19 protein-coding genes are annotated in these 21,020 nt (G+C 66.5%); 17 read left to right on the forward strand and 2 right to left on the reverse strand.

Annotated features, from left to right (window positions below):
- Nucleotides 1–96: 96 nt before the first annotated feature.
- From NL241_RS16435 to NL241_RS16490, 12 genes are all read left to right on the forward strand, one after another.
- The gene (locus NL241_RS16435) at nucleotides 97–750 is read left to right on the forward strand and encodes a helix-turn-helix transcriptional regulator (RefSeq protein WP_494398323.1); all 654 of its coding nucleotides are present in this window, start codon (nucleotides 97–99) and stop codon (nucleotides 748–750) included.
- 83 nt (nucleotides 751–833) lie between these two features.
- Nucleotides 834–2,264 carry a Fe-S cluster assembly protein SufB gene (gene sufB, locus NL241_RS16440; protein WP_487693653.1) on the forward strand — a complete coding sequence of 477 codons (1,431 nt, stop codon included), beginning with the start codon at nucleotides 834–836 and terminating at the stop codon, nucleotides 2,262–2,264.
- Nucleotides 2,265–3,455, forward strand: coding sequence for a Fe-S cluster assembly protein SufD (gene sufD, locus NL241_RS16445; protein ID WP_494398103.1), 1,191 nt, complete (start codon nucleotides 2,265–2,267; stop codon nucleotides 3,453–3,455). It begins immediately after the preceding gene.
- A gap of 2 nt (nucleotides 3,456–3,457) precedes the next feature.
- Nucleotides 3,458–4,225 (forward strand): Fe-S cluster assembly ATPase SufC, encoded by a 768-nt coding sequence (gene sufC, locus NL241_RS16450; RefSeq protein ID WP_487693655.1) that lies wholly within the window; start codon nucleotides 3,458–3,460, stop codon nucleotides 4,223–4,225.
- Between the two features lie 9 nt (nucleotides 4,226–4,234).
- Nucleotides 4,235–5,494, forward strand: a complete 1,260-nt coding sequence (locus tag NL241_RS16455; protein WP_494398104.1) for a cysteine desulfurase — start codon at nucleotides 4,235–4,237, stop codon at nucleotides 5,492–5,494.
- Nucleotides 5,491–5,952: a Fe-S cluster assembly sulfur transfer protein SufU gene (gene sufU / locus NL241_RS16460; RefSeq protein WP_487693658.1), complete on the forward strand. Its 462-nt coding sequence runs from the start codon at nucleotides 5,491–5,493 to the stop codon at nucleotides 5,950–5,952. The genes NL241_RS16455 and sufU overlap by 4 nt, the downstream gene beginning before the upstream one ends.
- Nucleotides 5,949–6,293: a metal-sulfur cluster assembly factor gene (locus NL241_RS16465; RefSeq protein ID WP_487693659.1), complete on the forward strand. Its 345-nt coding sequence runs from the start codon at nucleotides 5,949–5,951 to the stop codon at nucleotides 6,291–6,293. Before sufU ends, NL241_RS16465 begins: the two co-directional genes overlap by 4 nt.
- Before the next feature lie 986 nt (nucleotides 6,294–7,279).
- Nucleotides 7,280–8,917, forward strand: a complete 1,638-nt coding sequence (locus NL241_RS16470) for a glycoside hydrolase family 16 protein (RefSeq protein WP_494398105.1) — start codon at nucleotides 7,280–7,282, stop codon at nucleotides 8,915–8,917.
- Nucleotides 8,918–8,975: 58 nt separating this feature from the next.
- The gene (trxA, locus tag NL241_RS16475) at nucleotides 8,976–9,341 is read left to right on the forward strand and encodes a thioredoxin (RefSeq protein WP_487693723.1); all 366 of its coding nucleotides are present in this window, start codon (nucleotides 8,976–8,978) and stop codon (nucleotides 9,339–9,341) included.
- Between the two features lie 40 nt (nucleotides 9,342–9,381).
- Nucleotides 9,382–10,200 carry an enoyl-CoA hydratase gene (locus NL241_RS16480; protein WP_494398106.1) on the forward strand — a complete coding sequence of 273 codons (819 nt, stop codon included), beginning with the start codon at nucleotides 9,382–9,384 and terminating at the stop codon, nucleotides 10,198–10,200.
- A gap of 36 nt (nucleotides 10,201–10,236) precedes the next feature.
- Nucleotides 10,237–11,865, forward strand: a complete 1,629-nt coding sequence (locus NL241_RS16485) for an ABC-F family ATP-binding cassette domain-containing protein (RefSeq protein ID WP_487693663.1) — start codon at nucleotides 10,237–10,239, stop codon at nucleotides 11,863–11,865.
- Nucleotides 11,866–11,973: 108 nt separating this feature from the next.
- Nucleotides 11,974–12,165 carry a helix-turn-helix domain-containing protein gene (locus NL241_RS16490; RefSeq protein WP_487693664.1) on the forward strand — a complete coding sequence of 64 codons (192 nt, stop codon included), beginning with the start codon at nucleotides 11,974–11,976 and terminating at the stop codon, nucleotides 12,163–12,165.
- Nucleotides 12,166–12,211: 46 nt separating this feature from the next.
- Here the strand turns inward: NL241_RS16490 and NL241_RS16495 are convergent, their stop codons facing one another.
- Nucleotides 12,212–12,814 carry a TetR/AcrR family transcriptional regulator gene (locus NL241_RS16495; RefSeq protein ID WP_487693665.1) on the reverse strand — a complete coding sequence of 201 codons (603 nt, stop codon included), beginning with the start codon at nucleotides 12,812–12,814 and terminating at the stop codon, nucleotides 12,212–12,214.
- A 13-nt stretch (nucleotides 12,815–12,827) separates the two neighbouring features.
- Entirely contained in the window at nucleotides 12,828–15,635 is a 2,808-nt protein-coding gene (locus tag NL241_RS16500) for an aconitate hydratase (RefSeq protein WP_494398107.1), read from the reverse strand.
- A gap of 209 nt (nucleotides 15,636–15,844) precedes the next feature.
- Here NL241_RS16500 and NL241_RS16505 point away from each other — a divergent pair, with 209 nt between their 5' ends.
- From NL241_RS16505 to NL241_RS16525, 5 genes are all read left to right on the forward strand, one after another.
- Nucleotides 15,845–16,423, forward strand: a complete 579-nt coding sequence (locus tag NL241_RS16505) for an Rv1476 family membrane protein (protein WP_487693724.1) — start codon at nucleotides 15,845–15,847, stop codon at nucleotides 16,421–16,423.
- 216 nt (nucleotides 16,424–16,639) lie between these two features.
- A complete protein-coding gene (ripA, locus tag NL241_RS16510; protein ID WP_487693668.1) occupies nucleotides 16,640–18,052 on the forward strand; it encodes an NlpC/P60 family peptidoglycan endopeptidase RipA in 1,413 nt (470 codons plus the stop codon).
- Nucleotides 18,053–18,079: 27 nt separating this feature from the next.
- The gene (gene ripB, locus NL241_RS16515; RefSeq protein WP_487693669.1) at nucleotides 18,080–18,784 is read left to right on the forward strand and encodes an NlpC/P60 family peptidoglycan endopeptidase RipB; all 705 of its coding nucleotides are present in this window, start codon (nucleotides 18,080–18,082) and stop codon (nucleotides 18,782–18,784) included.
- A 131-nt stretch (nucleotides 18,785–18,915) separates the two neighbouring features.
- The gene (moxR1, locus tag NL241_RS16520) at nucleotides 18,916–20,079 is read left to right on the forward strand and encodes a chaperone MoxR1 (RefSeq protein ID WP_494398108.1); all 1,164 of its coding nucleotides are present in this window, start codon (nucleotides 18,916–18,918) and stop codon (nucleotides 20,077–20,079) included.
- On the forward strand, nucleotides 20,076–21,017 hold the full coding sequence (locus NL241_RS16525) for a DUF58 domain-containing protein (RefSeq protein WP_487693671.1): 942 nt from the start codon (nucleotides 20,076–20,078) through the stop codon (nucleotides 21,015–21,017). The genes moxR1 and NL241_RS16525 overlap by 4 nt, the downstream gene beginning before the upstream one ends.
- The last annotated feature ends 3 nt before the right edge of the window (nucleotides 21,018–21,020 follow it).

Below are 21,020 nucleotides of genomic sequence, written 5' to 3' on the forward strand. Positions count from 1 at the left end.
CACGAGCTAAGGGTTACCTTGCTAGACCGGCCTGTGTAATTGCGTCACACTGGTGTTGTGAAAATCCATTCTGAGGTTCCGCGTGCGCATGACGCCATGCCGGCCACTCAGGACGGGCACACCAGGAAGGCGATCATCCGCCTGCTGTTGGAGTCGGGTTCCATCACCGCCAGTGCGATCGGCGACCGGCTCGGTCTGTCCGCGGCCGGGGTGCGTCGTCACCTCGACGCACTGATCGACGCGGGTGACGCCGAAGCCAATGCCGCTGCCGCCTGGCAGCAGGAAGGCCGGGGCCGACCCGCCAAACGCTACCGGCTCACGCCTGCCGGCCGCGCCAAACTGGAGCACGCCTACGACGACCTGGCCTCAGCCGCCATGCGGCAGCTGCGCGAGATCGGCGGTGACGAAGCCGTGCAGACCTTCGCCCGCCGGCGCATCGACAGCATTCTCGCCGGGGTCGCCAAGGCCGGGGACGACGAGCAGCAGGTCGAAGCTGCCGCCGAAGGGATTGCCGGCGCGCTCACCAAGGCTGGATACGTCACCACCACCACCCGGGTCGGTGGCGCCGCCCGCGGTGTACAGATCTGCCAGCACCACTGTCCCGTATCGCACGTCGCCGAAGAATTCCCGGAACTGTGTGACGCAGAGGCGAAAGCCATGGCCGAGGTACTGGGTACTCATGTGCAACGACTGGCGACCATCGTCAACGGCGACTGCGCCTGCACCACGCACGTTCCGCTGGGCACCTGACCAGCGCCCCACCACGCACTGCACCAACCTTCGGCACACAGCCCGCGCCGAAGCCCAACGAAAGAGCTAAGGAGTGTGTCGCGATGACACTCACACCGGAGACGCCACTGACCCAAGAGGAGACCATCGCCTCGCTGGGTAAGTACGGCTACGGCTGGGCCGACTCCGATGTCGCAGGCGCCAGCGCCCAGCGTGGGCTGTCCGAAGCGGTGGTCCGTGACATCTCGTCGAAGAAGAGCGAGCCCGAGTGGATGCTCGACGTCCGCCTGAAGGCGCTGCGCACCTTCGACAAGAAGCCGATGCCCAACTGGGGATCTCAGCTCGACGGCATCGACTTCGACAACATCAAGTACTTCGTGCGCTCCAGCGAGAAGCAGGCGGCCACCTGGGATGACCTGCCCGCGGACATCAAGAACACGTACGACAAGCTCGGCATCCCGGAAGCGGAGAAGCAGCGCCTGGTCTCGGGCGTCGCCGCGCAGTACGAGTCCGAGGTGGTCTACCACTCCATCCGCGAGGATCTGGAGAAGCAGGGTGTCATCTTCCTGGACACCGACACCGCCCTCAAGGAACACCCGGAGCTGTTCAAGCAGTACTTCGGCACCGTGATCCCGGCCGGCGACAACAAGTTCTCCGCCCTCAACACCGCGGTGTGGTCGGGCGGTTCGTTCATCTACGTGCCGAAGGGTGTGCACGTCGACATCCCGCTGCAGGCCTACTTCCGGATCAACACCGAGAACATGGGCCAGTTCGAGCGGACGCTGATCATCGCCGACGAGGACTCCTACGTGCACTACGTCGAGGGTTGTACCGCGCCGATCTACAAGTCGGACTCGCTGCACTCGGCCGTCGTCGAGATCGTCGTCAAGCCCGGCGCGCGCGTTCGGTACACCACCATCCAGAACTGGTCGAACAACGTCTACAACCTGGTGACCAAGCGGGCCCGCGCCGAGGCCGGGGCCACCATGGAGTGGATCGACGGCAACATCGGCTCCAAGGTCACCATGAAGTACCCGGCCGTGTGGATGACCGGTGAGCACGCCAAGGGTGAGGTGCTCTCGGTGGCCTTCGCCGGTGAGGGGCAGCACCAGGACACCGGCGCCAAGATGCTGCACCTGGCGCCCAACACGTCGTCCAACATCATCTCCAAGTCGGTGGCTCGCGGCGGTGGCCGCGCCTCCTACCGCGGGCTGGTGCAGGTGAACAAGGGTGCCCACGGTTCCAGGTCCAGCGTGAAATGTGATGCGCTGTTGGTGGACACGATCAGCCGCTCCGACACCTACCCCTACGTCGACATCCGCGAGGACGACGTGACGATGGGCCACGAGGCCACTGTCTCCAAGGTCAGCGAGGACCAGATGTTCTATCTGATGAGCCGCGGCCTGACCGAGGACGAGGCCATGGCCATGGTGGTGCGCGGCTTCGTCGAGCCCATCGCCAAGGAACTGCCGATGGAGTACGCGCTGGAGCTCAACCGCCTCATCGAGCTGCAGATGGAAGGTGCTGTCGGTTAAATGACCCAAAACCTCACGAACTCTGTCGAGGGAATCGTCAAGAACAAGGGGGAGTTGTTCGCCTCGTTCGACGTCAACGCCTTCGAGGTGCCCGGCGGCCGTGACGAGCTGTGGCGGTTCACGCCGCTGAAGCGGCTGCGCGGCCTGCACGACGGCACGGCAGGATCGCACGGCGGAGCCTCCGGTCGTGCGACCGTCACCGTGTCGGAGAATCCGGGCGTGACGGTGGAGACCGTCGGGCGCGACGACCCACGTCTGGGCCAGGGCGGTACCCCTACCGATCGCGTTGCCGCACAAGCATTCTCGTCATTCGAGTCAGCGACGGTGGTCACCGTGGCACGCGACACCGAGGTCGAGGAGCCCATCGAGATCGTCATCGACGGGCCCGGCGCGGACGTGGTGGCCTACGGTCATCTGCAGATCCGCGTCGAGGAACTGTCGCGGGCCATCGTGGTGGTGGACCTGCGCGGCAGCGGAATCCTGGCCGACAATGTCGAGATCATCGTCGGTGACTCCGCCGGGGTGGGCGTCATCTGGATCGCCGACTGGGCCGACGACACCGTGCACGTCAGCGCGCACCACGCCACGCTGGGCAAGGACGCGGTACTGGGGCACGTCAACGTCACCCTCGGCGGTGACGTGGTACGTACATCGGCCACTGTCCGCTTCACCGCCCCGGGCGGCGACGCGAAGCTGCTGGGGACGTACTTCGCCGACGACGGCCAGTTCTTCGAGTCGCGGCTGTTGGTCGATCACGCCTTCCCGAACTGCAAGTCCGATGTGCTGTACAAGGGTGCGCTGCAAGGGGATCCGGATTCCAAGAAGCCCGATGCCCACACCGTGTGGATCGGCGATGTGCTGATCCGCGCCGAGGCCACCGGCACCGACACCTACGAGGCGAACCGCAACCTGGTGCTCACCGACGGCGCCCGCGCCGACTCGGTGCCCAACCTCGAGATCGAGACCGGTGAGATCGTCGGCGCCGGACACGCCAGTGCCACCGGACGTTTCGACGATGAGCAGCTGTTCTACCTGCGCGCCCGGGGCATCCCCGAAAACCAGGCCCGCCGGCTGGTGGTGCGTGGCTTCTTCAACGAGATCATCGCGAAGATCGCCGTGCCCGCCGTCCGCGAGCGCCTCACCGAAGCCATCGAACGAGAACTAGCCATAACGGAATCGAGAACCGCCTAACCATGACCACTCTGGAAATCAAGGACCTGCACGCATCGGTCTTCACCCCGGAAAACGACGAGGTGCCCATTCTCAAGGGCGTCGACCTCACCGTGAAATCCGGTGAGACCCATGCCGTCATGGGCCCCAACGGATCCGGCAAGTCCACCCTGTCGTACGCCATCGCGGGCCATCCCAAGTACACCGTCACCTCGGGGTCGATCACCCTCGACGGTGAGGACGTGCTGGAGATGAGCGTCGACGAGCGCGCGCGGGCCGGACTGTTCCTGGCGATGCAGTACCCCGTCGAGGTACCCGGCGTGTCGATGTCGAACTTCCTGCGGACCGCGGCCACCGCGGTGCGGGGTGAGGCGCCCAAGCTGCGGCACTGGGTCAAAGAGGTCAAGGGCGCGATGAGCGACCTCGACATCGACGCCGCCTTCGGGGAGCGCAGCGTCAACGAGGGTTTCTCCGGTGGTGAGAAGAAGCGCCATGAGATCCTGCAGCTCGGTCTGCTCAAGCCGAAGATCGCGATCCTCGACGAAACCGACTCCGGTCTGGACGTCGACGCGCTGCGGGTGGTCAGCGAAGGTGTGAACCGCTACAAGGAAACCGAAAACGGTGGCGTCCTGCTGATCACGCACTACACCCGCATCCTGCGCTACATCCAGCCGCAGTTCGTGCATGTGTTCGTCGGCGGCCGGATCGTCGAGTCCGGTGGTCCGGAACTGGCCGACGAACTCGAAGCCAGCGGTTACGTGCGATTCACCCAGGCTGCCGCCGGGGCCTAGGAGGCAACCATGACGACGTCGGTCGGCACGCCTCTGACTGCGGCTGATCTCAGCAGGATCAGAGCCGACTTCCCGATCCTGTCCCGCGTCATGCGGGGCGGGAACCAGCTGGCGTACCTCGATTCGGGTGCCACCTCGCAGCGACCCCTGCAGGTGCTCGACGCCGAGCGGGAGTTCCTGTTGAACTCCAACGGCGCGGTGCACCGCGGGGCCCACCAGCTGATGGAGGAGTCCACCGATGCCTACGAGCAGGGCCGCGCCGACATCGCCGCGTTCGTCGGGGCCGACGACGACGAGCTGGTGTTCACCAAGAACGCCACCGAGTCGATCAACCTGGTGTCGTACGCGTTGGGAGACAACAGGTTCGAGCGTGCCATCGGCCCCGGGGACGTCATCGTCACCACCGAACTCGAGCACCACGCCAATCTGATTCCGTGGCAGGAGTTGGCCCGGCGCACCGGCGCCACCCTGAAGTGGTACTCGGTGACCGACGACGGGCGCATCGACCTGGACTCGTTGCAGCTCGACGGCAACGTCAAGCTGGTCACCTTCACGCACCACTCCAATGTCACCGGCGCCATCGCCCCGGTCGCCGAACTGGTGGCCCGGGCCAAGGCTGTCGGTGCGCTGACCCTGCTCGACGCCTGCCAGTCGGTGCCGCACCAACCGGTGGACTTCCACGCCCTCGACGTGGACTTCGCAGCGTTCTCCGGTCACAAGATGCTCGGCCCCAACGGGATCGGCGTCCTCTACGGACGGCGCGAACTGCTGGGCGCGCTGCCGCCGTTCATCACCGGCGGGTCGATGATCGAGACGGTGACCATGGAAGCCACCACCTACGCCCCGGCGCCGCAGCGCTTCGAGGCCGGCACGCCGATGACCTCGCAGGTGGTCGGATTGGCCGCTGCCGCACGCTATCTCGACGCCATCGGCATGAGTGCGGTGGAAGCGCACGAGGAGGCCCTGGTGGCAGCGGCGCTCGACGGACTGGCCGGGATCCCCGGCGTGCGGATCATCGGCCCCCAGACGGGGGAGCTGCGCGGCTCGCCCGTGGCGTTCGTGGTCGACGGCATCCACGCGCACGACGTCGGGCAGGTGCTCGACGACGACGGTGTCGCGGTGCGGGTGGGTCACCACTGCGCATGGCCGCTGCACCGGCGCTTCGGCATCGCCGCGACCGCGCGCGCGTCCTTTGCGGTGTACAACACCCTCGACGAGGTGGACCGGCTGGTGTCGGGTATCAAGCGGGCGGTTGAGTTCTTCGCATGAGGCTGGAACAGATGTACCAGGAAGTGATCCTGGATCATTACAAGCACCCGCATCACCGCGGTCTGCGTGAACCGTTCGGCGCGGAGGTGCGTCACGTCAACCCGACGTGTGGTGACGAGGTGACACTGCGGGTGGCGTTGTCGTCTGACGGGGAACATGTCGCCGACATCTCGTATGACGGGCAGGGCTGTTCGATCAGCCAGGCGGCGACGTCGGTGCTCACCGATCAGGTGATCGGCCAGACGGTGGGGGATGCGCTGAAGACCGTGGCGGCGTTCTCCGAGATGGTCTCGTCACGCGGCAAGATCGACGGTGACGAGGACGTGCTGGGCGACGGAATCGCCTTCGCCGGCGTGGCCAAGTACCCGGCTCGGGTGAAATGCGCCCTGCTCGGCTGGTTGGCTTTCAAGGACGCGTTGGCGCAGGCCAGTGATCGCGAAGAGGAGAAGATGACGTGAGCGACACCCCGATCAACGATGAGCTCCTCGCGGACGTCGAAGAGGCGATGCGCGACGTCGTGGACCCCGAACTCGGTATCAACGTCGTCGATCTGGGTCTGGTCTACGGCTTGAACGTCGAAGAGGCCGATTCCGGCAGGGTGGCGTTGATCGACATGACGCTCACGTCTGCGGCCTGCCCGCTGACCGACGTCATCGAGGACCAGTCCCGCACCGCCCTGGTGGGTGCCGGCCTGGTCAACGACATCAAGATCAACTGGGTGTGGAACCCGCCGTGGGGTCCGGACAAGATCACCGAGGACGGCCGCGAGCAACTTCGCGCCCTCGGCTTCACCGTCTGATCCACCCAGAACTGTCCTGGGCCGAGGCCCCGGCAGACTTCGTGCGGCTGCGACACGCTCCCTGATCGTCGTGCGACACGCCGCCGCAGTGTTTGCTCTACGCCACAGGCGGGTATCGCAGCACGCGGGCGAGCTGGTCTGATGTGCCTCGGCTCGTAGTACTTGCCGACGACAATCCAGCCAACATCTTCGCTGGTGAGCGGCGGAAACCGAGGCTCAACCCACCCGAGGCGGGTAACTGGGCCGCCGACGCAGACCACGGACTGTGGCAAATTTGCGGAGTGTCCTCGTCCTTCGCCATCAATCGCCTCTTCACGTTGAATTCATAATGGCCAGAACGGTGGTGGCCGATCTCAGGTGGCGGCCGCACGAATGTCGGCGGACCGCCGGCAAACGCCGGCGGGGTACGCGAGTGCGCTGTGCAAGCGCTTGGCAAACTGCTCAGGAGATGCAGTTTTGGTGCGCGGTCGACGCCTTTCTGCAAATGGAACCGAATCTGCTGAATTCGTGATGGGGCAGACACCACGGACCTGATCCTTGAATGGCGAGGCCGTGGCGTGGTCTGGCAACGCGGGCGACGAGCAAATGAACTTTGAGTTTTAACTAACGTACCTGCAAAATCTCCTATACATTTCTGCTTGCGCATCGCTGGCTGGCAACGGCGAGAGAAACAACCGTGGGGCGACGGCTCCACCTGCTACAGGACCGGTTCAACGGCGGCCCGGTCCGGTATTTGAAAGACATTCCTACTACCCGTCACTGCGGTCAGCTTGGTCCGGCCGGCGCGATACGGGCAGTCGATCCAGCGAACTCTTTGTGGTGGTTGGGTTGATGGCTGTCCGGAGGCGCCGGCGGCAAAGTTGCGCGCAGTAGTCCGCGAACAGAGGTTGACTGCAATGGCTGGTCGGTCGCGCGCCACAACAAACGCGAAGAAGCGCAGGCAAGGCCGTCGTGGCCAACCGCTGCCGTGCACTTATTGGCTTGGCGTGGGAGTGGTGACGGCGGGGCTGGGTGCCGCGTTGAGTGCCGGCGCGGGTATCGCAGCCGCCACCACCGGCGATGGCACCGACTCGGGCCGGACATCGTCGGTGTCGTCGTCACTGTCATCGTCGGCCGATGCGCCGTCTGACAAGGGCGATGACAAGCCCGACGACACCAACGACGACGACAAGCCCGGCCGGACCAGCGCGGGGGCCGAGGACGACGAAGCGGCCGAAGACGACGAAGCGGCCGAAGACGACGAAGCGGCCGAAGACGAAGAAGCTGCAGACGACGAAGCTGAAGACGGCGCTGAAGCAGACGATCAAGAAACCGACGACGAAGAAGCCGAGCCCGACCCGACGTCGGAGAGTCCGTCATCCGACGACGGCGATCCCGCAGAATCCGGCGGGGAAACGGAACCCGAGGCCGACGTGGTTGTGGTGCAACCGGTCTCGAAGAACGACAGGAACCATGGCCAGACCCGCGCCGACTCGGTGATCACCCCCGGCGCCGACGCCGAGCCGCAGGCCAAACCCACGGAGGCGCCGGTGGAGGCCGCACCTTCCGCACCAGCCGCGTCGGCACCGCAGTCGCTGGCGGCCACCACCACGGCGGCCACTCCCGCGGCCGGCGAGGGTTCGCTGGTTTCGGGCCGGGTCACGGTGGGCACCATCCTGGTCGACATCATGACGTGGATCGGCCTGGCGCCGCCGCCGGCCAGCGCGCGGCTGTTGCCGATCAACGTTCCGGGCTTCATCGAGTCGTGGTGGTTCACCGTTCGTACGCAGATCTATCGGGACGGCCAGCAGCCCGCGCAGCCCGAAGAACCGGGTCAGCCGCAGGAACCGGAGCAGCCGGAGTTGCCGGACAGCGGCGACCTTCCGCTGGTGTGGGAAACCAACTTCACCAGCATCGAGGAAGCGCTGAAGTACTGGGGCGTGCAGACCGGCCGCTGGGGCCAGTCCGCCGGGGAGAACCAGTACTACACCGACTTCGGCAACGTGTACCTCAACGACGAAGGACACGTCGTCATCGTGACCCGGCAGGAGACCGCACCGGACGGCCTGGGCGCGCCGAACAACTACACGTCAACCCGCCTGGTCACCTACGGCAAGGCCTCGGTTTCGGTGGGACAGCGCATCGTGGCCCGCATCCAGATGCCCTACACCCAGGGCAGCCTGCCGGCGTTCTGGACGGTCGGTTTGGAACCCGGGCACGAGTTCGACTGGCCCCGCCAGGGTGAGATCGACATCGTGGAACTGCCTGGGTTCGGCGGTGTGGACGGCAGCAGGCACTGGACCGGCAACATCCACGGGCCGGCCGCGGGCAACAACACCGTCGACGTGAAGCTGCACGGCAACGACGCGGACATGGGTGTCGACCTGTCCCAGGGATTCCACGAGTACGGGATCGATTGGTACGCGGACCGGATCATCTGGCACGTCGACGGGCAGGAGGTCGGCAGCATCACCCAGCAGCAGTACGAGGCGCTGGGCGGCGACTGGACCCCGTTCTCGGGCGCCTGGCCGCACTATCTGATCCTCAACAACGCGGTCGGCAACCCGTGGACCGGCGATCCGGACGGTACCTCGGTTTTCCCGATGGAGATGACGATCGATTGGGTGAAGGTCTACCAGCTCTGATCCGACCGGTTTGTCGGGTGCGGGGAACACACCCATGCCACACCGCGTTGAACTCGACGTGGCAACTCGAGATATCACAGCCGAAGAGTTCAACGACACCATCAACGACAACGACATCGTGTTGGTCGACTTCTGGGCGTCGTGGTGCGGCCCGTGCCGGTCGTTCGCGCCTACTTTCGCCAAGTCGTCGGAGCAGCATCCGGACGTCGTCTACGCGAAGGTCGACACCGAGGCCGAGCAGCAGCTCGCCGCGGCCGCGCAGATCCGGTCCATTCCCACGCTGATGGCGTTCAAGAAGGGCAAGCTGGTGTTCAACCAGGCCGGTGCCCTGCCGCCCGCGGCGCTGGAGGACCTGATCCAGCAGGTGAAGGACTTCGACGTCGACGCCGCCATCGCGGCGCAGGGCAACACCCCCGCCGAATAAGACGTTCCTGACGGGATGACACGCACTAACGTGCCATCCCGTGAGCAGTGACAGCTTCGTCCTCGTCGAGCGGCCCCGCGACCACGTCGCCTTGGTGACGCTGAACCGCCCCGAGCGGATGAATTCCATGGCTTTCGATGTCATGGTGCCGCTGAAGCGGGTGCTCGACGACCTCACCCACGACAACAGCGTGCGTGCGGTGGTGCTGACCGGAGCCGGTCGTGGGTTCTCCTCCGGCGCCGACCACAAGTCCGCCGGCAGCGTCCCGCACGTCGACGGGCTGACCCGGCCCGGTTTTGCGCTGCGGTCCATGCAGGTGCTCGACGACGTGATCCTGGGGTTGCGCCGCCTGCACCAGCCGGTGATCGCCGCGGTCAACGGTGCGGCCATCGGGGGCGGTCTGTGCCTGGCGCTGGCCTGCGACATCCGGGTCGCGGGGGCGGCGGCATACTTCCGGGCCGCCGGGATCAACAACGGTCTGACGGCCAGTGAGCTGGGCTTGTCCTATCTGTTGCCGCGGGCGATCGGCACTTCGCGCGCCTTCGAACTCATGCTGACCGGCCGCGATGTCGACGCCGGCGAAGCCGAGCGGATCGGCCTGGTATCGCGCCAGGTCGCCGACGATCAGCTGCTGGACACCTGTTACGAGATGGCCGAGCGGATCGCCGGGTTCTCGCGGCCCGGAATCGAGTTGACCAAACGCACGCTATGGAGTGGGCTGGACGCCGGTACCCTAGAGGGGCACATGCAGGCAGAAGGCCTGGGCCAGCTCTACGTTCGCCTGCTCACCTCCAACTTCGAAGAAGCGGTAGCGGCGCGCGCCGAGCAGCGTCCACCGGTCTTCACCGACGACAAATGACACCGCAGGTGTCATCAGCGACGAGGAGTTTGACCGGTGATCACCGCAACGGACCTGGAGGTTCGGGCCGGCGCACGCACGCTGTTGGCCGCCGACGGGCCCGCGCTGCGGGTCCAACCGGGTGACCGGATCGGGCTGGTCGGGCGAAACGGGGCGGGCAAGACCACCACGCTGCGCATCCTCGCCGGTGAGGGCGAGCCGTATGCGGGCACCGTGACCCGCACCGGGGAGATCGGTTACCTGCCGCAGGACCCCAAAGAGGGCGACCTCGATGTGCTGGCCCGGGACCGCGTGCTGTCCGCCCGTGGTCTCGATCAGCTGATGTCGGACCTGGAAAAACAACAGGTGTTGATGGCCGAGGTGGCCGACGACGCCGCCCGCGACAAGGCGGTGCGCCGCTACGGGCAACTGGAGGAACGCTTCGCCGCACTCGGCGGGTACGCCGCCGAGAGTGAGGCCGGCCGCATCTGTGCCAGCCTGGGTCTGCCGGACCGGGTGCTCACCCAGCCGCTGCGAACCCTGTCCGGCGGTCAGCGCCGGCGCGTCGAGCTGGCGCGCATCCTGTTTGCTGCCTCGGACTCGGGTTCCGGTAACGCCACCACGTTGCTGCTCGACGAACCCACCAACCACCTCGACGCCGACTCGATCGTCTGGCTGCGCGACTTCCTCAAGAACCATCCCGGGGGACTGATCGTGATCAGCCACGACGTCGACCTGCTGGCCGATGTGGTGAACCGCGTGTGGTTCCTGGACGCGGTGCGCGGGGAAGCCGACGTCTACAACATGGGCTGGCAGAAGTACCTCGATGCGCGTGCCACCGACGAACAACGCCGGCGCCGGGAACGCGCCAACGCCGAGAAGAAGGCATCCGCGCTGCGCGCACAGGCTGCCAAGATGGGCGCCAAAGCCACGAAAGCCGTTGCGGCGCAGAACATGCTGCGTCGGGCCGAGCGGATGATCGCCGAGCTCGACGACGAGCGCGTGGCCGACAAGGTGGCCCGGATCAAGTTCCCGACACCTGCGCCGTGCGGGCGCACACCGTTGGTGGCCAAGGGGCTGACGAAGAACTACGGTTCACTCGAGGTGTTCACCGGAGTGGATCTGGCGATCGACCGTGGTTCCCGGGTGGTCATTCTCGGGCTCAACGGTGCGGGCAAGACAACGCTGCTGCGGATGCTCGCCGGGGTCGAGACCTCCGATGCGGGCGGCCTGGAGCCTGGGCACGGCCTCAAGATCGGGTACTTCGCCCAGGAGCACGACACTCTCGATGACCAGGCTTCGGTGTGGGAGAACATCCGCCACGCCGCGCCCGATACCGGCGAACAAGACCTCCGCGGTTTGCTGGGTGCGTTCATGTTCACCGGCCCGCAGCTCGACCAGCCGGCAGGCACGCTGTCCGGCGGTGAGAAGACCCGGCTGGCACTCGCGGGGCTGGTCGCCTCCACCGCGAATGTGCTCCTGCTCGACGAGCCCACCAACAACCTGGACCCGGCTTCGCGCGAACAGGTGCTCGACGCGCTTCGCAGCTACGTCGGCGCGGTGGTGCTGGTGACCCACGATCCGGGCGCCGCCGAGGCTCTCAACCCCCAACGGGTGGTGCTGCTTCCCGACGGCACGGAGGATTTCTGGTCCGCGGAGTACCGGGAACTGATCGAACTAGCCTGACAGACGCTGGTTTCGGTCGACCATTTTCGGTGATTCTCCCCACAGCCGGCGTCGCGGTTCCTACTCTGTAGCTGTCGTCGGGGTCCTGATCTACTGGGGGAGGCGTCGATGCGGAAGACGGACAAGGCACGCGAGCAACTGTTGGACGAGCTTCGGTTCGAATACGAGAAAGGCGCGAGCATTCGCGCGCTGGCGGCCACCACCGGGCGATCGTACGGATCCATCCACAGCATGCTGGTCGAGTCGGGTACCACGATGCGCAGTCGCGGCGGGCCCAACCATCGCAGTCGGGTGAGCTGAGGGGCGCCCTCACTCGGAGTTTGCGGTGAGGGTGCCCTAACTACACTTATCCCAGCGATGCCCGGTTTCCGTCGACCGCCCCCGGGCTGGCGTGGCGTACGGAGGCCTCCACCAGGTCGAGCACGGCGGACAGCCGTTTCGGGTCCTCGCCGGAAGCCAGTCGCGCCACCAGCCCGTCGAGCACCAGGTCGAGGTACACGTGCAGCACGTCGCTGGGGACGTCGTCGCGTACCCGACCGGCCTCGGTCTGGCGGCGCAGCCGGTCGGTGGTTGCCGCCGACAACTCATGAGACCGCTCCGCCCAGCCGCGGTTGAATGCCGGATCGTGCCGTAACTTGCGCGCGATCTCCAAACGTGTTGCCAGCCAGTCGAATTGCTCCGGAGTGGCCAACATGTCCCGCATCACCTGGATCAACCCCTCGCGGGAGGCCACCTCGGCCATCCGTTCGGCGTCTTCGCGTGCCAGCTCGAAGAACAACGAATCCTTGTCGCGGAAATGGTGAAAGATCGCCCCCCGTGACAACCCGATCGACTGCTCCAGGCGGCGCACCGTCGCTTTGTCGTAACCAAATTCGGCGAAGCACCGCCTGGCGCCGTCGAGGATCTGGCGGCGGCGAGCCGCCAGATGGTCCTCGCTGACTCTCGGCATCTACGGCGTCTGGCTAGCTGGTCTTCAGCATGTTGCGCAGCACGTACTGCAAGATGCCGCCGTTGCGGTAGTAGTCGGCCTCACCGGGGGTGTCGATGCGGACCACCGCGTCGAACTCCACCTTCGAACCGTCCTCCTTGGTGGCCGTCACGTGCACCGTCTTGGGCGTCTTGCCGTTGTTGAGCTCCGTGATGCCCTCGATGTCGAAGGTCTCGGTGCCGTCCAGCTTCAGCGAGGCCGCCGACTCGCCGGCGGGGAACTGCAGCGGGATGACGCCCATGCCGATCAGGTTGGACCGGTGGATGCGCTCGAACGACTCGGTGATCACCGCGCGCACACCCAGCAGCGTGGTGCCCTTGGCCGCCCAGTCGCGCGACGAACCGGACCCGTACTCCTTGCCGCCCAGCACCACCAGCGGGATGCCTTGCTTCTGGTAGTTCTGCGAGGCGTCGTAGATGAAGGCCTGGGGGCCGTCCGGCTGGGTGAAGTCGCGGGTGTAGCCGCCGGACACATCGTCGAGCAATTGGTTCTTCAGCCGGATGTTGGCGAAGGTGCCGCGGATCATCACCTCGTGGTTGCCGCGACGCGACCCCAGCGAGTTGAAGTCCTTGGGCTCGACACCGTGCTCTTCGAGGTACTGCGCGGCGGGGGTGCCCTTCTTGATGGCGCCGGCCGGGGAGATGTGGTCGGTGGTCACCGAATCTCCCAGCAACGCAAGCACTCTGGCGCCCTTGATATCGGAGACGGGCTCCGGCTCGGCGGGCATGCCGTCGAAGTACGGCGCCTTGCGCACGTAGGTCGAGTTCGCGTCCCACTCGAAGGTGTTGCCCTCCGGGGTGGGCAGCGAGCGCCAGCGGTCATCGCCCTTGAACACGTCGGCGTAGCTGTCGGTGAACATCTTCCGGTCGATCGAGCTGGCGATGGTCTCCTGGATCTCTTGGGCCGAGGGCCAGATGTCCTTCAGGAAGACGTCGTTGCCCTCGGTGTCCTGGCCCAGCGGATCGGACTCGAAGTCGAAGTCCATGGTGCCGGCGAGACCGTAGGCGATCACCAACGGCGGCGAGGCCAGGTAGTTCATCTTGACGTCGGGGGAGATGCGGCCTTCGAAGTTGCGGTTGCCCGACAGCACGGCCGTCACCGACAGGTCGTTGTCGTTGATGGCCGCGGAGATCTCGTCGGCCAGCGGCCCGGTGTTGCCGATGCAGGTGGTGCAGCCGTAGCCGCCCAGGTAGTAGCCGAGCTTCTCCAGGTACGGCCACAGGCCGGCCTTGTTGTAGTAGTCGGTGACGACCTGCGATCCCGGGGCCATGTTGGTCTTGACCCACGGTTTGGTGGTCAGGCCCTTGTCGACGGCCTTCTTGGCCAGCAGCGCGGCGCCGAGCATGACCGTCGGGTTGGAGGTGTTGGTGCAGGACGTGATGCCCGCGACCACCACCGCGCCGTGGTCGAGCACGAATTCGCCGCGCTCGTCGGAGCGCACGGTCACCGGCTTGCTCGGCCGGCCCTCCGACCCGTTGGCTGCCGAGGGCCGGACATCGACGGCGCCGTCGTCGGCGAACGACAGCGACGCGGAGTCGCTGGCCGGGAAGGACTCGTCGATGGCTTCGTCGAGCTTGGTCTCGGGCGCCGGGTGGTGCTCCTCGACGTAGTTGTGGATGTCCTTGCGGAAGGCGTTCTTGGCGTCGGTCAGCTCGATGCGGTCCTGCGGGCGCTTCGGTCCGGAGATGGACGGCACCACGGTGGACAGGTCGAGCTCGAGGTACTCGGAGAAGACGGGTTCCTTCTCCGGGTCGTGCCACATGCCCTGTTCCTTGGCGTAGGCCTCGACCAGCGCGAGCTGCTCGTCGGTGCGCCCGGTCAGCCGCAGGTAGTTGATGGTCTCCTCGTCGATGGGGAACATCGCTGCGGTGGAACCGAATTCGGGGCTCATGTTGCCCAGGGTGGCGCGGTTGGCCAGCGGCACCTCGGCCACGCCGGCGCCGTAGAACTCGACGAACTTGCCGACCACACCGTGCTTGCGCAGCATGTCGGTGACGGTGAGCACGACGTCGGTGGCGGTGACGCCCGGCTTGATCTCGCCGGTCAGTTTGAAGCCGACGACGCGGGGGATGAGCATCGAGACCGGCTGGCCCAGCATGGCGGCCTCGGCCTCGATACCGCCGACGCCCCAGCCCAGGACGCCGAGGCCGTTGACCATCGTGGTGTGACTGTCGGTGCCCACGCAGGTGTCGGGGTAGGCCACCCCGTCACGGACCATCACGGTGCGGGCCAGGTACTCGATGTTGACCTGGTGCACGATGCCGGTGCCCGGGGGGACGACCTTGAAGTCGTCGAACGCGCCCTGGCCCCAGCGCAGGAACTGGTAGCGCTCGCCGTTGCGCTGGTATTCGAGTTCGACGTTGCGCTCGAAGGCGTCGGCGCGGCCGAAGACGTCCAGGATCACCGAGTGGTCGATGACCAGTTCGGCGGGCGCCAGCGGGTTCACCTTCTCGGGGTCACCGCCCAGGGCGGAGACCGCCTCGCGCATGGTGGCCAGGTCGACGACACAGGGCACCCCGGTGAAGTCCTGCATGATCACGCGGGCGGGGGTGAACTGGATCTCGATGCTGGGGTCGGCGTCGGCGTCCCAGTTGGCGATGGCCTCGATGTGTTCTTTGGTGATGTTGGCGCCGTCTTCGGTGCGCAGCAGATTCTCGGCCAGGACCTTCAGGCTGTAGGGGAGTTTCTCGGTGCCGGGTACCGCGTCGAGGCGGTAGATCTCGTACTTCTTGTCACCGACCTCAAGGGTGTCATGCGCTGCGAATGAATTCTTGCTGGTCACGTCAACTCCCGGCGTTTCGATTTCCTCGCCGGCGGGCTGTGCCGGCGATCGGCTGCAACTCTAACAGTACGCTTGTCCTGTAATCCATCCGGACCCGGCGTGGCTGTGGGTCTCAGTCTGGTCGCGGCGGGCGCGTGATGCCACCGGGTTGAATGACCGTCGCGTACCGTGCGGGTGAACGTTGGCGCCTGAGAAAGGTTGACGCGCACATGTCGGGTTGGGATCAAGGTCCTCAGGTGCTGCCATTCGTCGGGCCCATCCCCACTTTTGTCAGCCCGCCCACCATCCCCGCCTTCATCCCCCCCGAAGTCGACATGCCCGCCGTTCAGGCCGACGTGGCCCGCGACGGCGTCAGCGCCCCGCCGGCCGACGAACCCGGGCTGCTACAGGTGGTCCGGGAGGCCGAACAGGACGGAATCGATCTCAAGATCGTCGTGATCGACCGCAACCCGCACATCGACACACCCCTGCGCGATATCGCCACCGAGGTCGGTCAGGCCAACCCCGGATCGACGGTGCTGGTGCTGAGTCCCTCCTTCGCCGGGACCTACAGCAGCGAGTACGACAGGGTGACCCTGGAAGCCGGTGAGGACCTCGCCAAGACCGGCAACCCGGTGCAGTCCTCGCAGAATTTCGTGAGCCAGTTGAATACCCCGGACTTTCCCTGGACTGGCCTCACGATTGGGCTCACCGGCGCGGTATTCCTGGCCGTTGTTGTGACGCGCATCCTTCAGGTAAAGGGGAAGCGTGCATTGGCCGACGAAACCGCTTCTACCAGCGATTTCTGAGCTTTCATCGCCTTTATGGCGAACTCGAATTGTCACTGTTCGATAACAGCGCGCTAATTACATTCCTGTAATTTGTAACGAAAGTTTCTTCAGGGACAATTGTGACGTACGGTTCTGGAGGCACCTATTGTTGTAGGTGTGCTTCGAGTGACTAGTGATTGCTGTGTTGCGGCAGGGTGATCCGGTCGAGTTGAGCCATGAGGAGACGTGAGTCGCATGAGACCCATCCACGGCGCATCTCCATTGCTGACACTGGCGCTGCTGCTCGGCACGCCCGGCCTGGCGCATGCGGAGCCGCCCGCCCCCAGCAGCCTGGCCGCTCTCATCGCCGACGTCGCCGAGGCCAATCAGCGACTGCAAGATCTCGGTGCCTCGGTGCAGAGCGAACAAGAGGGGGTCAACAAGGCCATCCTCGACGTCCAGGCCGCCCGCGACAACGTCGCTGCGGCACAACATGATCTGGACCTGAAGCAGCAGGGCGTGCGGGATGCCGACGCCGCCATCGCCGACGCGCAGCGCAAGTTCGACGAGTTCGCCGTCGCGTCGTACGTCAACGGTCCGTCGGCGTCGTACCTGACCGCCCTGGATCCCGGTGAGATCATCGCCAACGCCAGCACCGAACACACCCTCGCGCTCAGCTCGCAGAAGGTGATGGCCGACCTCCAGCGCGCCCGCGCCGAACAGCTCAACCAGGAGTCGCTGGCCCGGTCGGCCAAACAGAAAGCCGACGAGGCCGCAGGCGCGGCGCAGGCCAGCCAGGACAACGCGGTGGCCGCGCTCACCGCGGCGCAGAAGAAGTTCGCCGAACAGCAGTCCGAGATCCAGCAACTCGGGGCCCAGCGCGACGCCGCCCAGGCCAAACTCGCCGAGGCCCGGGTTGCTGCGGCGCCGGCGGGCAGCGCGGCCGTCATCCGCCCGCAGGCCGCCGCGTCGAACCCGGCGCCCGCCAATGCCGCTGCGCCGTCGGCGGACTGGGACCGGGCACCGGCCGGGGCCACGCCGCCGCCGTTCGGTGACGCCAGCCAGTGGGACATGACGCTGCCGATGGTGCCCAGCGCATTCGTCTCGGGTGACCCCATCGCGATCATCAACGAAGTGCTCAAGATAGGCGCCACCTCGGCGCAGGTGACCGCGGATCTGGGCCGCGGCTTCCTGGAGAAGCTCGGCATCCTCAAGCCCGCGGACACCGGCATCACCAACGGTGGTGTCATTCCCCGCGTCTACGGCCGGCAGGCCTCGGAGTACGTCATCCAGCGCGCCATGAAACAGATCGGGGTGCCGTACTCCTGGGGCGGCGGTAACGCCGCCGGCGCCAGCCGCGGAATCGATTCCGGCGCAGGCACTGTGGGATTCGACTGCTCCGGTCTGGTGCTGCACGCCTTCGCCGGTGTCGGTATCAAGCTGCCGCACTACTCCGGTTCGCAGTACAACATGGGCCGCAAGATCCCGTCGTCGCAGATGCGCCGCGGTGACGTCATCTTCTACGGCCCCGGCGGCAGCCAGCACGTCACGATCTACCTGGGCAACGGGCAGATGATCGAGGCGCCCTACACCGGCTCACACGTGAAGATCTCCCCGGTGCGTACGAGCGGTATGACGCCCCACGTCGTCCGCTACATCGAATACTGATGGGTTTCTGAATTGGGTTCAAAAAGCATGCGCCAGTGGCTCTTTCGTTTTCTCCGCCCGGTGTTGGCCGCGGCGGTGGCGATTCTGCTCGCAGTGGGTGCGGCCACACCCGCGGCGGCGGAGCCGGATCCGGGGCAGTGGGATCCCACGCTGCCCAAGCTGATCAGCGCCGGCGCCCCGGGTGACCCGCTGGCCATCGCCAACGCCTCGCTGGCGGTCACGGCGCAGGCCACCGAAGCCACCATGAACCTCGGGCGCAGCTTCCTGCAGAAGCTCGGCCTGGCGCCCAGCGACGCGCCCGCCGGCGTCGCTCCGGGCCGGGTTCGCGGCCCCCAGGCCATCGAATACGTCATCCGCCGCGGCGCCACCCAGATCGGCGTGCCGTACTCCTGGGGCGGCGGTAAGCCGACCGGCCCGAGCACCGGCGTGGACTCCGGCGCGGGCACCGTCGGCTTCGACTGCTCGGGGTTCACCCAGTTCGCCTTCGCCGGCGTCGGGGTGCTGATCCCCAAGTACTCCGGCGACCAGTACAACACCGGACGCAAGGTGCCGCAGTCACAAGCCAAGCGCGGCGATCTGCTGTTCTGGGGCCCCGGCGGCAGCCAGCACGTGGCGATCTTCCTGGGCAACGGCCAGATGCTGGAGTCCTCCGGCAGTGCCGGGCAGGTCAAGGTCAGCCCGCTGCGCACCGCCGGTTTGCAGCCGTACCTGGCCCGCATCATCGAGTCCTGAGCCCGCGCTTGCCGGTGGGCACGTCGACGTAATCCGAAGTGCCTGGAATAGTTGAGGCGAGCGCGGTCGCCCGCTGAAGGGCACCGCCGCCGGTAGCACCGTTTTCATGTATCAGCTGTGGAGGATTGTCGATGACGTCACCAGGTGGGTCGCCCAACTACACGCCGGGAAGTGCGCCCGGCGCTCATGCGGCCCCGCCGTCCGGTGGTGCTGTGTCTTCGGGGCAGCCCGCTCCGAACAGCCTGGCCGCCGAGGTGCACACCCTCGAACGCGCCATCTTCGAGGTCAAGCGCATCATCGTCGGCCAGGACCAGCTGGTGGAGCGCATCCTGGTGGGCCTGCTCGCCAAGGGGCACGTGCTGCTCGAAGGTGTGCCCGGTGTCGCCAAGACCCTGGCCGTCGAGACCTTCGCCAAAGTGGTGGGCGGCACCTTCGCGCGTATCCAGTTCACTCCCGACCTGGTGCCCACCGACATCATCGGTACCCGCATCTACCGCCAGGGCCGCGAGGAGTTCGACATCGAACTGGGCCCCGTCGTGGTCAACTTCCTGCTGGCCGACGAGATCAACCGCGCACCGGCCAAGGTGCAGTCCGCGTTGCTGGAGGTCATGGCCGAGCGCAAGATCTCCATCGGCGGCAAGACCTACCCGCTGCCCAAGCCGTTCCTGGTGATGGCCACGCAGAACCCGATCGAGAACGAAGGTGTGTACCCGCTGCCCGAGGCGCAGCGCGACCGCTTCCTGTTCAAGATCAACGTCGACTACCCGTCGCCGGAGGAAGAGCGCGAGATCATCTACCGGATGGGCATCACCCCGCCCACGCCGAAGGGCATCCTCAATCCCGGTGACCTGCTGCGCCTGCAGGACCTGGCGGCCAACAACTTCGTGCACCACGCGCTGGTCGACTACGTGGTTCGGGTCATCACCGCCACGCGCCACCCCGAGCAGTTCGGCCTCGGTGACGTGAAATCCTGGATCGCGTTCGGCGCCTCACCGCGTGCCTCGCTGGGCATCATCGCCGCCGCCCGCGCCCTGGCGCTGGTACGGGGCCGCGACTACGTCATCCCGCAGGACGTCATCGAGGTCATCCCCGACGTGCTGCGGCACCGGCTGGTGCTCACCTACGACGCGCTGGCCGACGAGATCTCGCCGGAGACGGTGATCAACCGGATCCTGCAGACCGTGGCGCTGCCGCAGGTCAATGCCGTTCCGCAGCAAGGGCATTCGGTACCGCCCATGGGGCAGAACGCGGTTCCTGCCGGGGCGCAGCCGTCCGTGGCGGCCAACAGTCGGTGACCGAGCCGAACCCCGCCGCACCGCCGTCGTTCCAGCGCGGCGAGATCGGCGACCCGAAACTCGCTGCGGCACTGCGCACGCTGGAGCTCACCGTCAAGCGCAAGCTCGACGGTGTGCTGCACGGTGACCACCTCGGCCTCATCCCCGGACCGGGTTCGGAGCCGGGGGAGTCGCGGATGTACCAGCCCGGCGACGACGTGCGCCGGATGGACTGGTCGGTGACCGCGCGCACCACCCATCCGCACGTCCGGCAGATGATCGCCGACCGGGAACTCGAGACCTGGCTGGTGATCGACATGTCGGCCAGCCTGGATTTCGGCACCACCGGCTGTGAGAAACGTGACCTGGCGGTCGCCGCGGCGGCAGCCATCACCTATCTCAACAGTGGTGGCGGCAACCGGCTGGGCGCCATCATCGCCAACGGCGACAGCATCATCCGGGTACCCGCCCTGTCCGGGCGCCAGCACGAGCAGAGCCTGCTGCGGGCCATCGCCACCGCACCCCGCGCACCCCAGGGGGTCCGCGGGGACCTGTCGGCGGCCATCGACGCACTGCGCCGGCCCGAGCGGCGGCGCGGGATGGCGGTGGTGATCAGCGACTTCCTGGGCCCGATCAACTGGATGCGCCAGCTGCGGGCCATCGCGGCCCGGCACGAGGTGCTCGGTGTCGAGGTGCTGGACCCCCGCGACGTGGAGTTGCCGGACGTGGGCGACGTCATCCTGCAGGACACCGAATCCGGGGTGACCCGCGAATTCACCATCGATGCCCAGTTGCGCGACGACTTCGGCAAGGCCGCCGCCGCGCACCGCGCCGAGGTGGCGCGCACCATGCGGCGCTGCGGCGCACCGCTGATGACACTGCGCACCGACCGCGACTGGATCGCCGACATCGTCCGATTCGTCGCGTCACGGCGGCGGGGTGCCCTGGCCGGGCTCTGACAT

Source organism: Mycolicibacterium sp. SMGY-1XX (genome assembly GCF_059132455.1).

Excerpts from the sequence above, each read along its gene's own strand:
- NL241_RS16435 (WP_494398323.1), top strand. The coding sequence starts at position 97 with ATGCCGGCCACTCAGGACGGGCACACCAGGAAGGCGATCATCCGCCTG.
- sufB (WP_487693653.1), top strand. The coding sequence starts at position 834 with ATGACACTCACACCGGAGACGCCACTGACCCAAGAGGAGACCATCGCC.
- sufD (WP_494398103.1), top strand. The coding sequence starts at position 2,265 with ATGACCCAAAACCTCACGAACTCTGTCGAGGGAATCGTCAAGAACAAG.
- sufC (WP_487693655.1), top strand. The coding sequence starts at position 3,458 with ATGACCACTCTGGAAATCAAGGACCTGCACGCATCGGTCTTCACCCCG.
- NL241_RS16455 (WP_494398104.1), top strand. The coding sequence starts at position 4,235 with ATGACGACGTCGGTCGGCACGCCTCTGACTGCGGCTGATCTCAGCAGG.
- sufU (WP_487693658.1), top strand. The coding sequence starts at position 5,491 with ATGAGGCTGGAACAGATGTACCAGGAAGTGATCCTGGATCATTACAAG.
- NL241_RS16490 (WP_487693664.1), top strand. The coding sequence starts at position 11,974 with ATGCGGAAGACGGACAAGGCACGCGAGCAACTGTTGGACGAGCTTCGG.
- NL241_RS16495 (WP_487693665.1), bottom strand. The coding sequence starts at position 12,814 with ATGCCGAGAGTCAGCGAGGACCATCTGGCGGCTCGCCGCCGCCAGATC.
- NL241_RS16505 (WP_487693724.1), top strand. The coding sequence starts at position 15,845 with ATGTCGGGTTGGGATCAAGGTCCTCAGGTGCTGCCATTCGTCGGGCCC.
- ripA (WP_487693668.1), top strand. The coding sequence starts at position 16,640 with ATGAGACCCATCCACGGCGCATCTCCATTGCTGACACTGGCGCTGCTG.
- ripB (WP_487693669.1), top strand. The coding sequence starts at position 18,080 with ATGCGCCAGTGGCTCTTTCGTTTTCTCCGCCCGGTGTTGGCCGCGGCG.
- moxR1 (WP_494398108.1), top strand. The coding sequence starts at position 18,916 with ATGACGTCACCAGGTGGGTCGCCCAACTACACGCCGGGAAGTGCGCCC.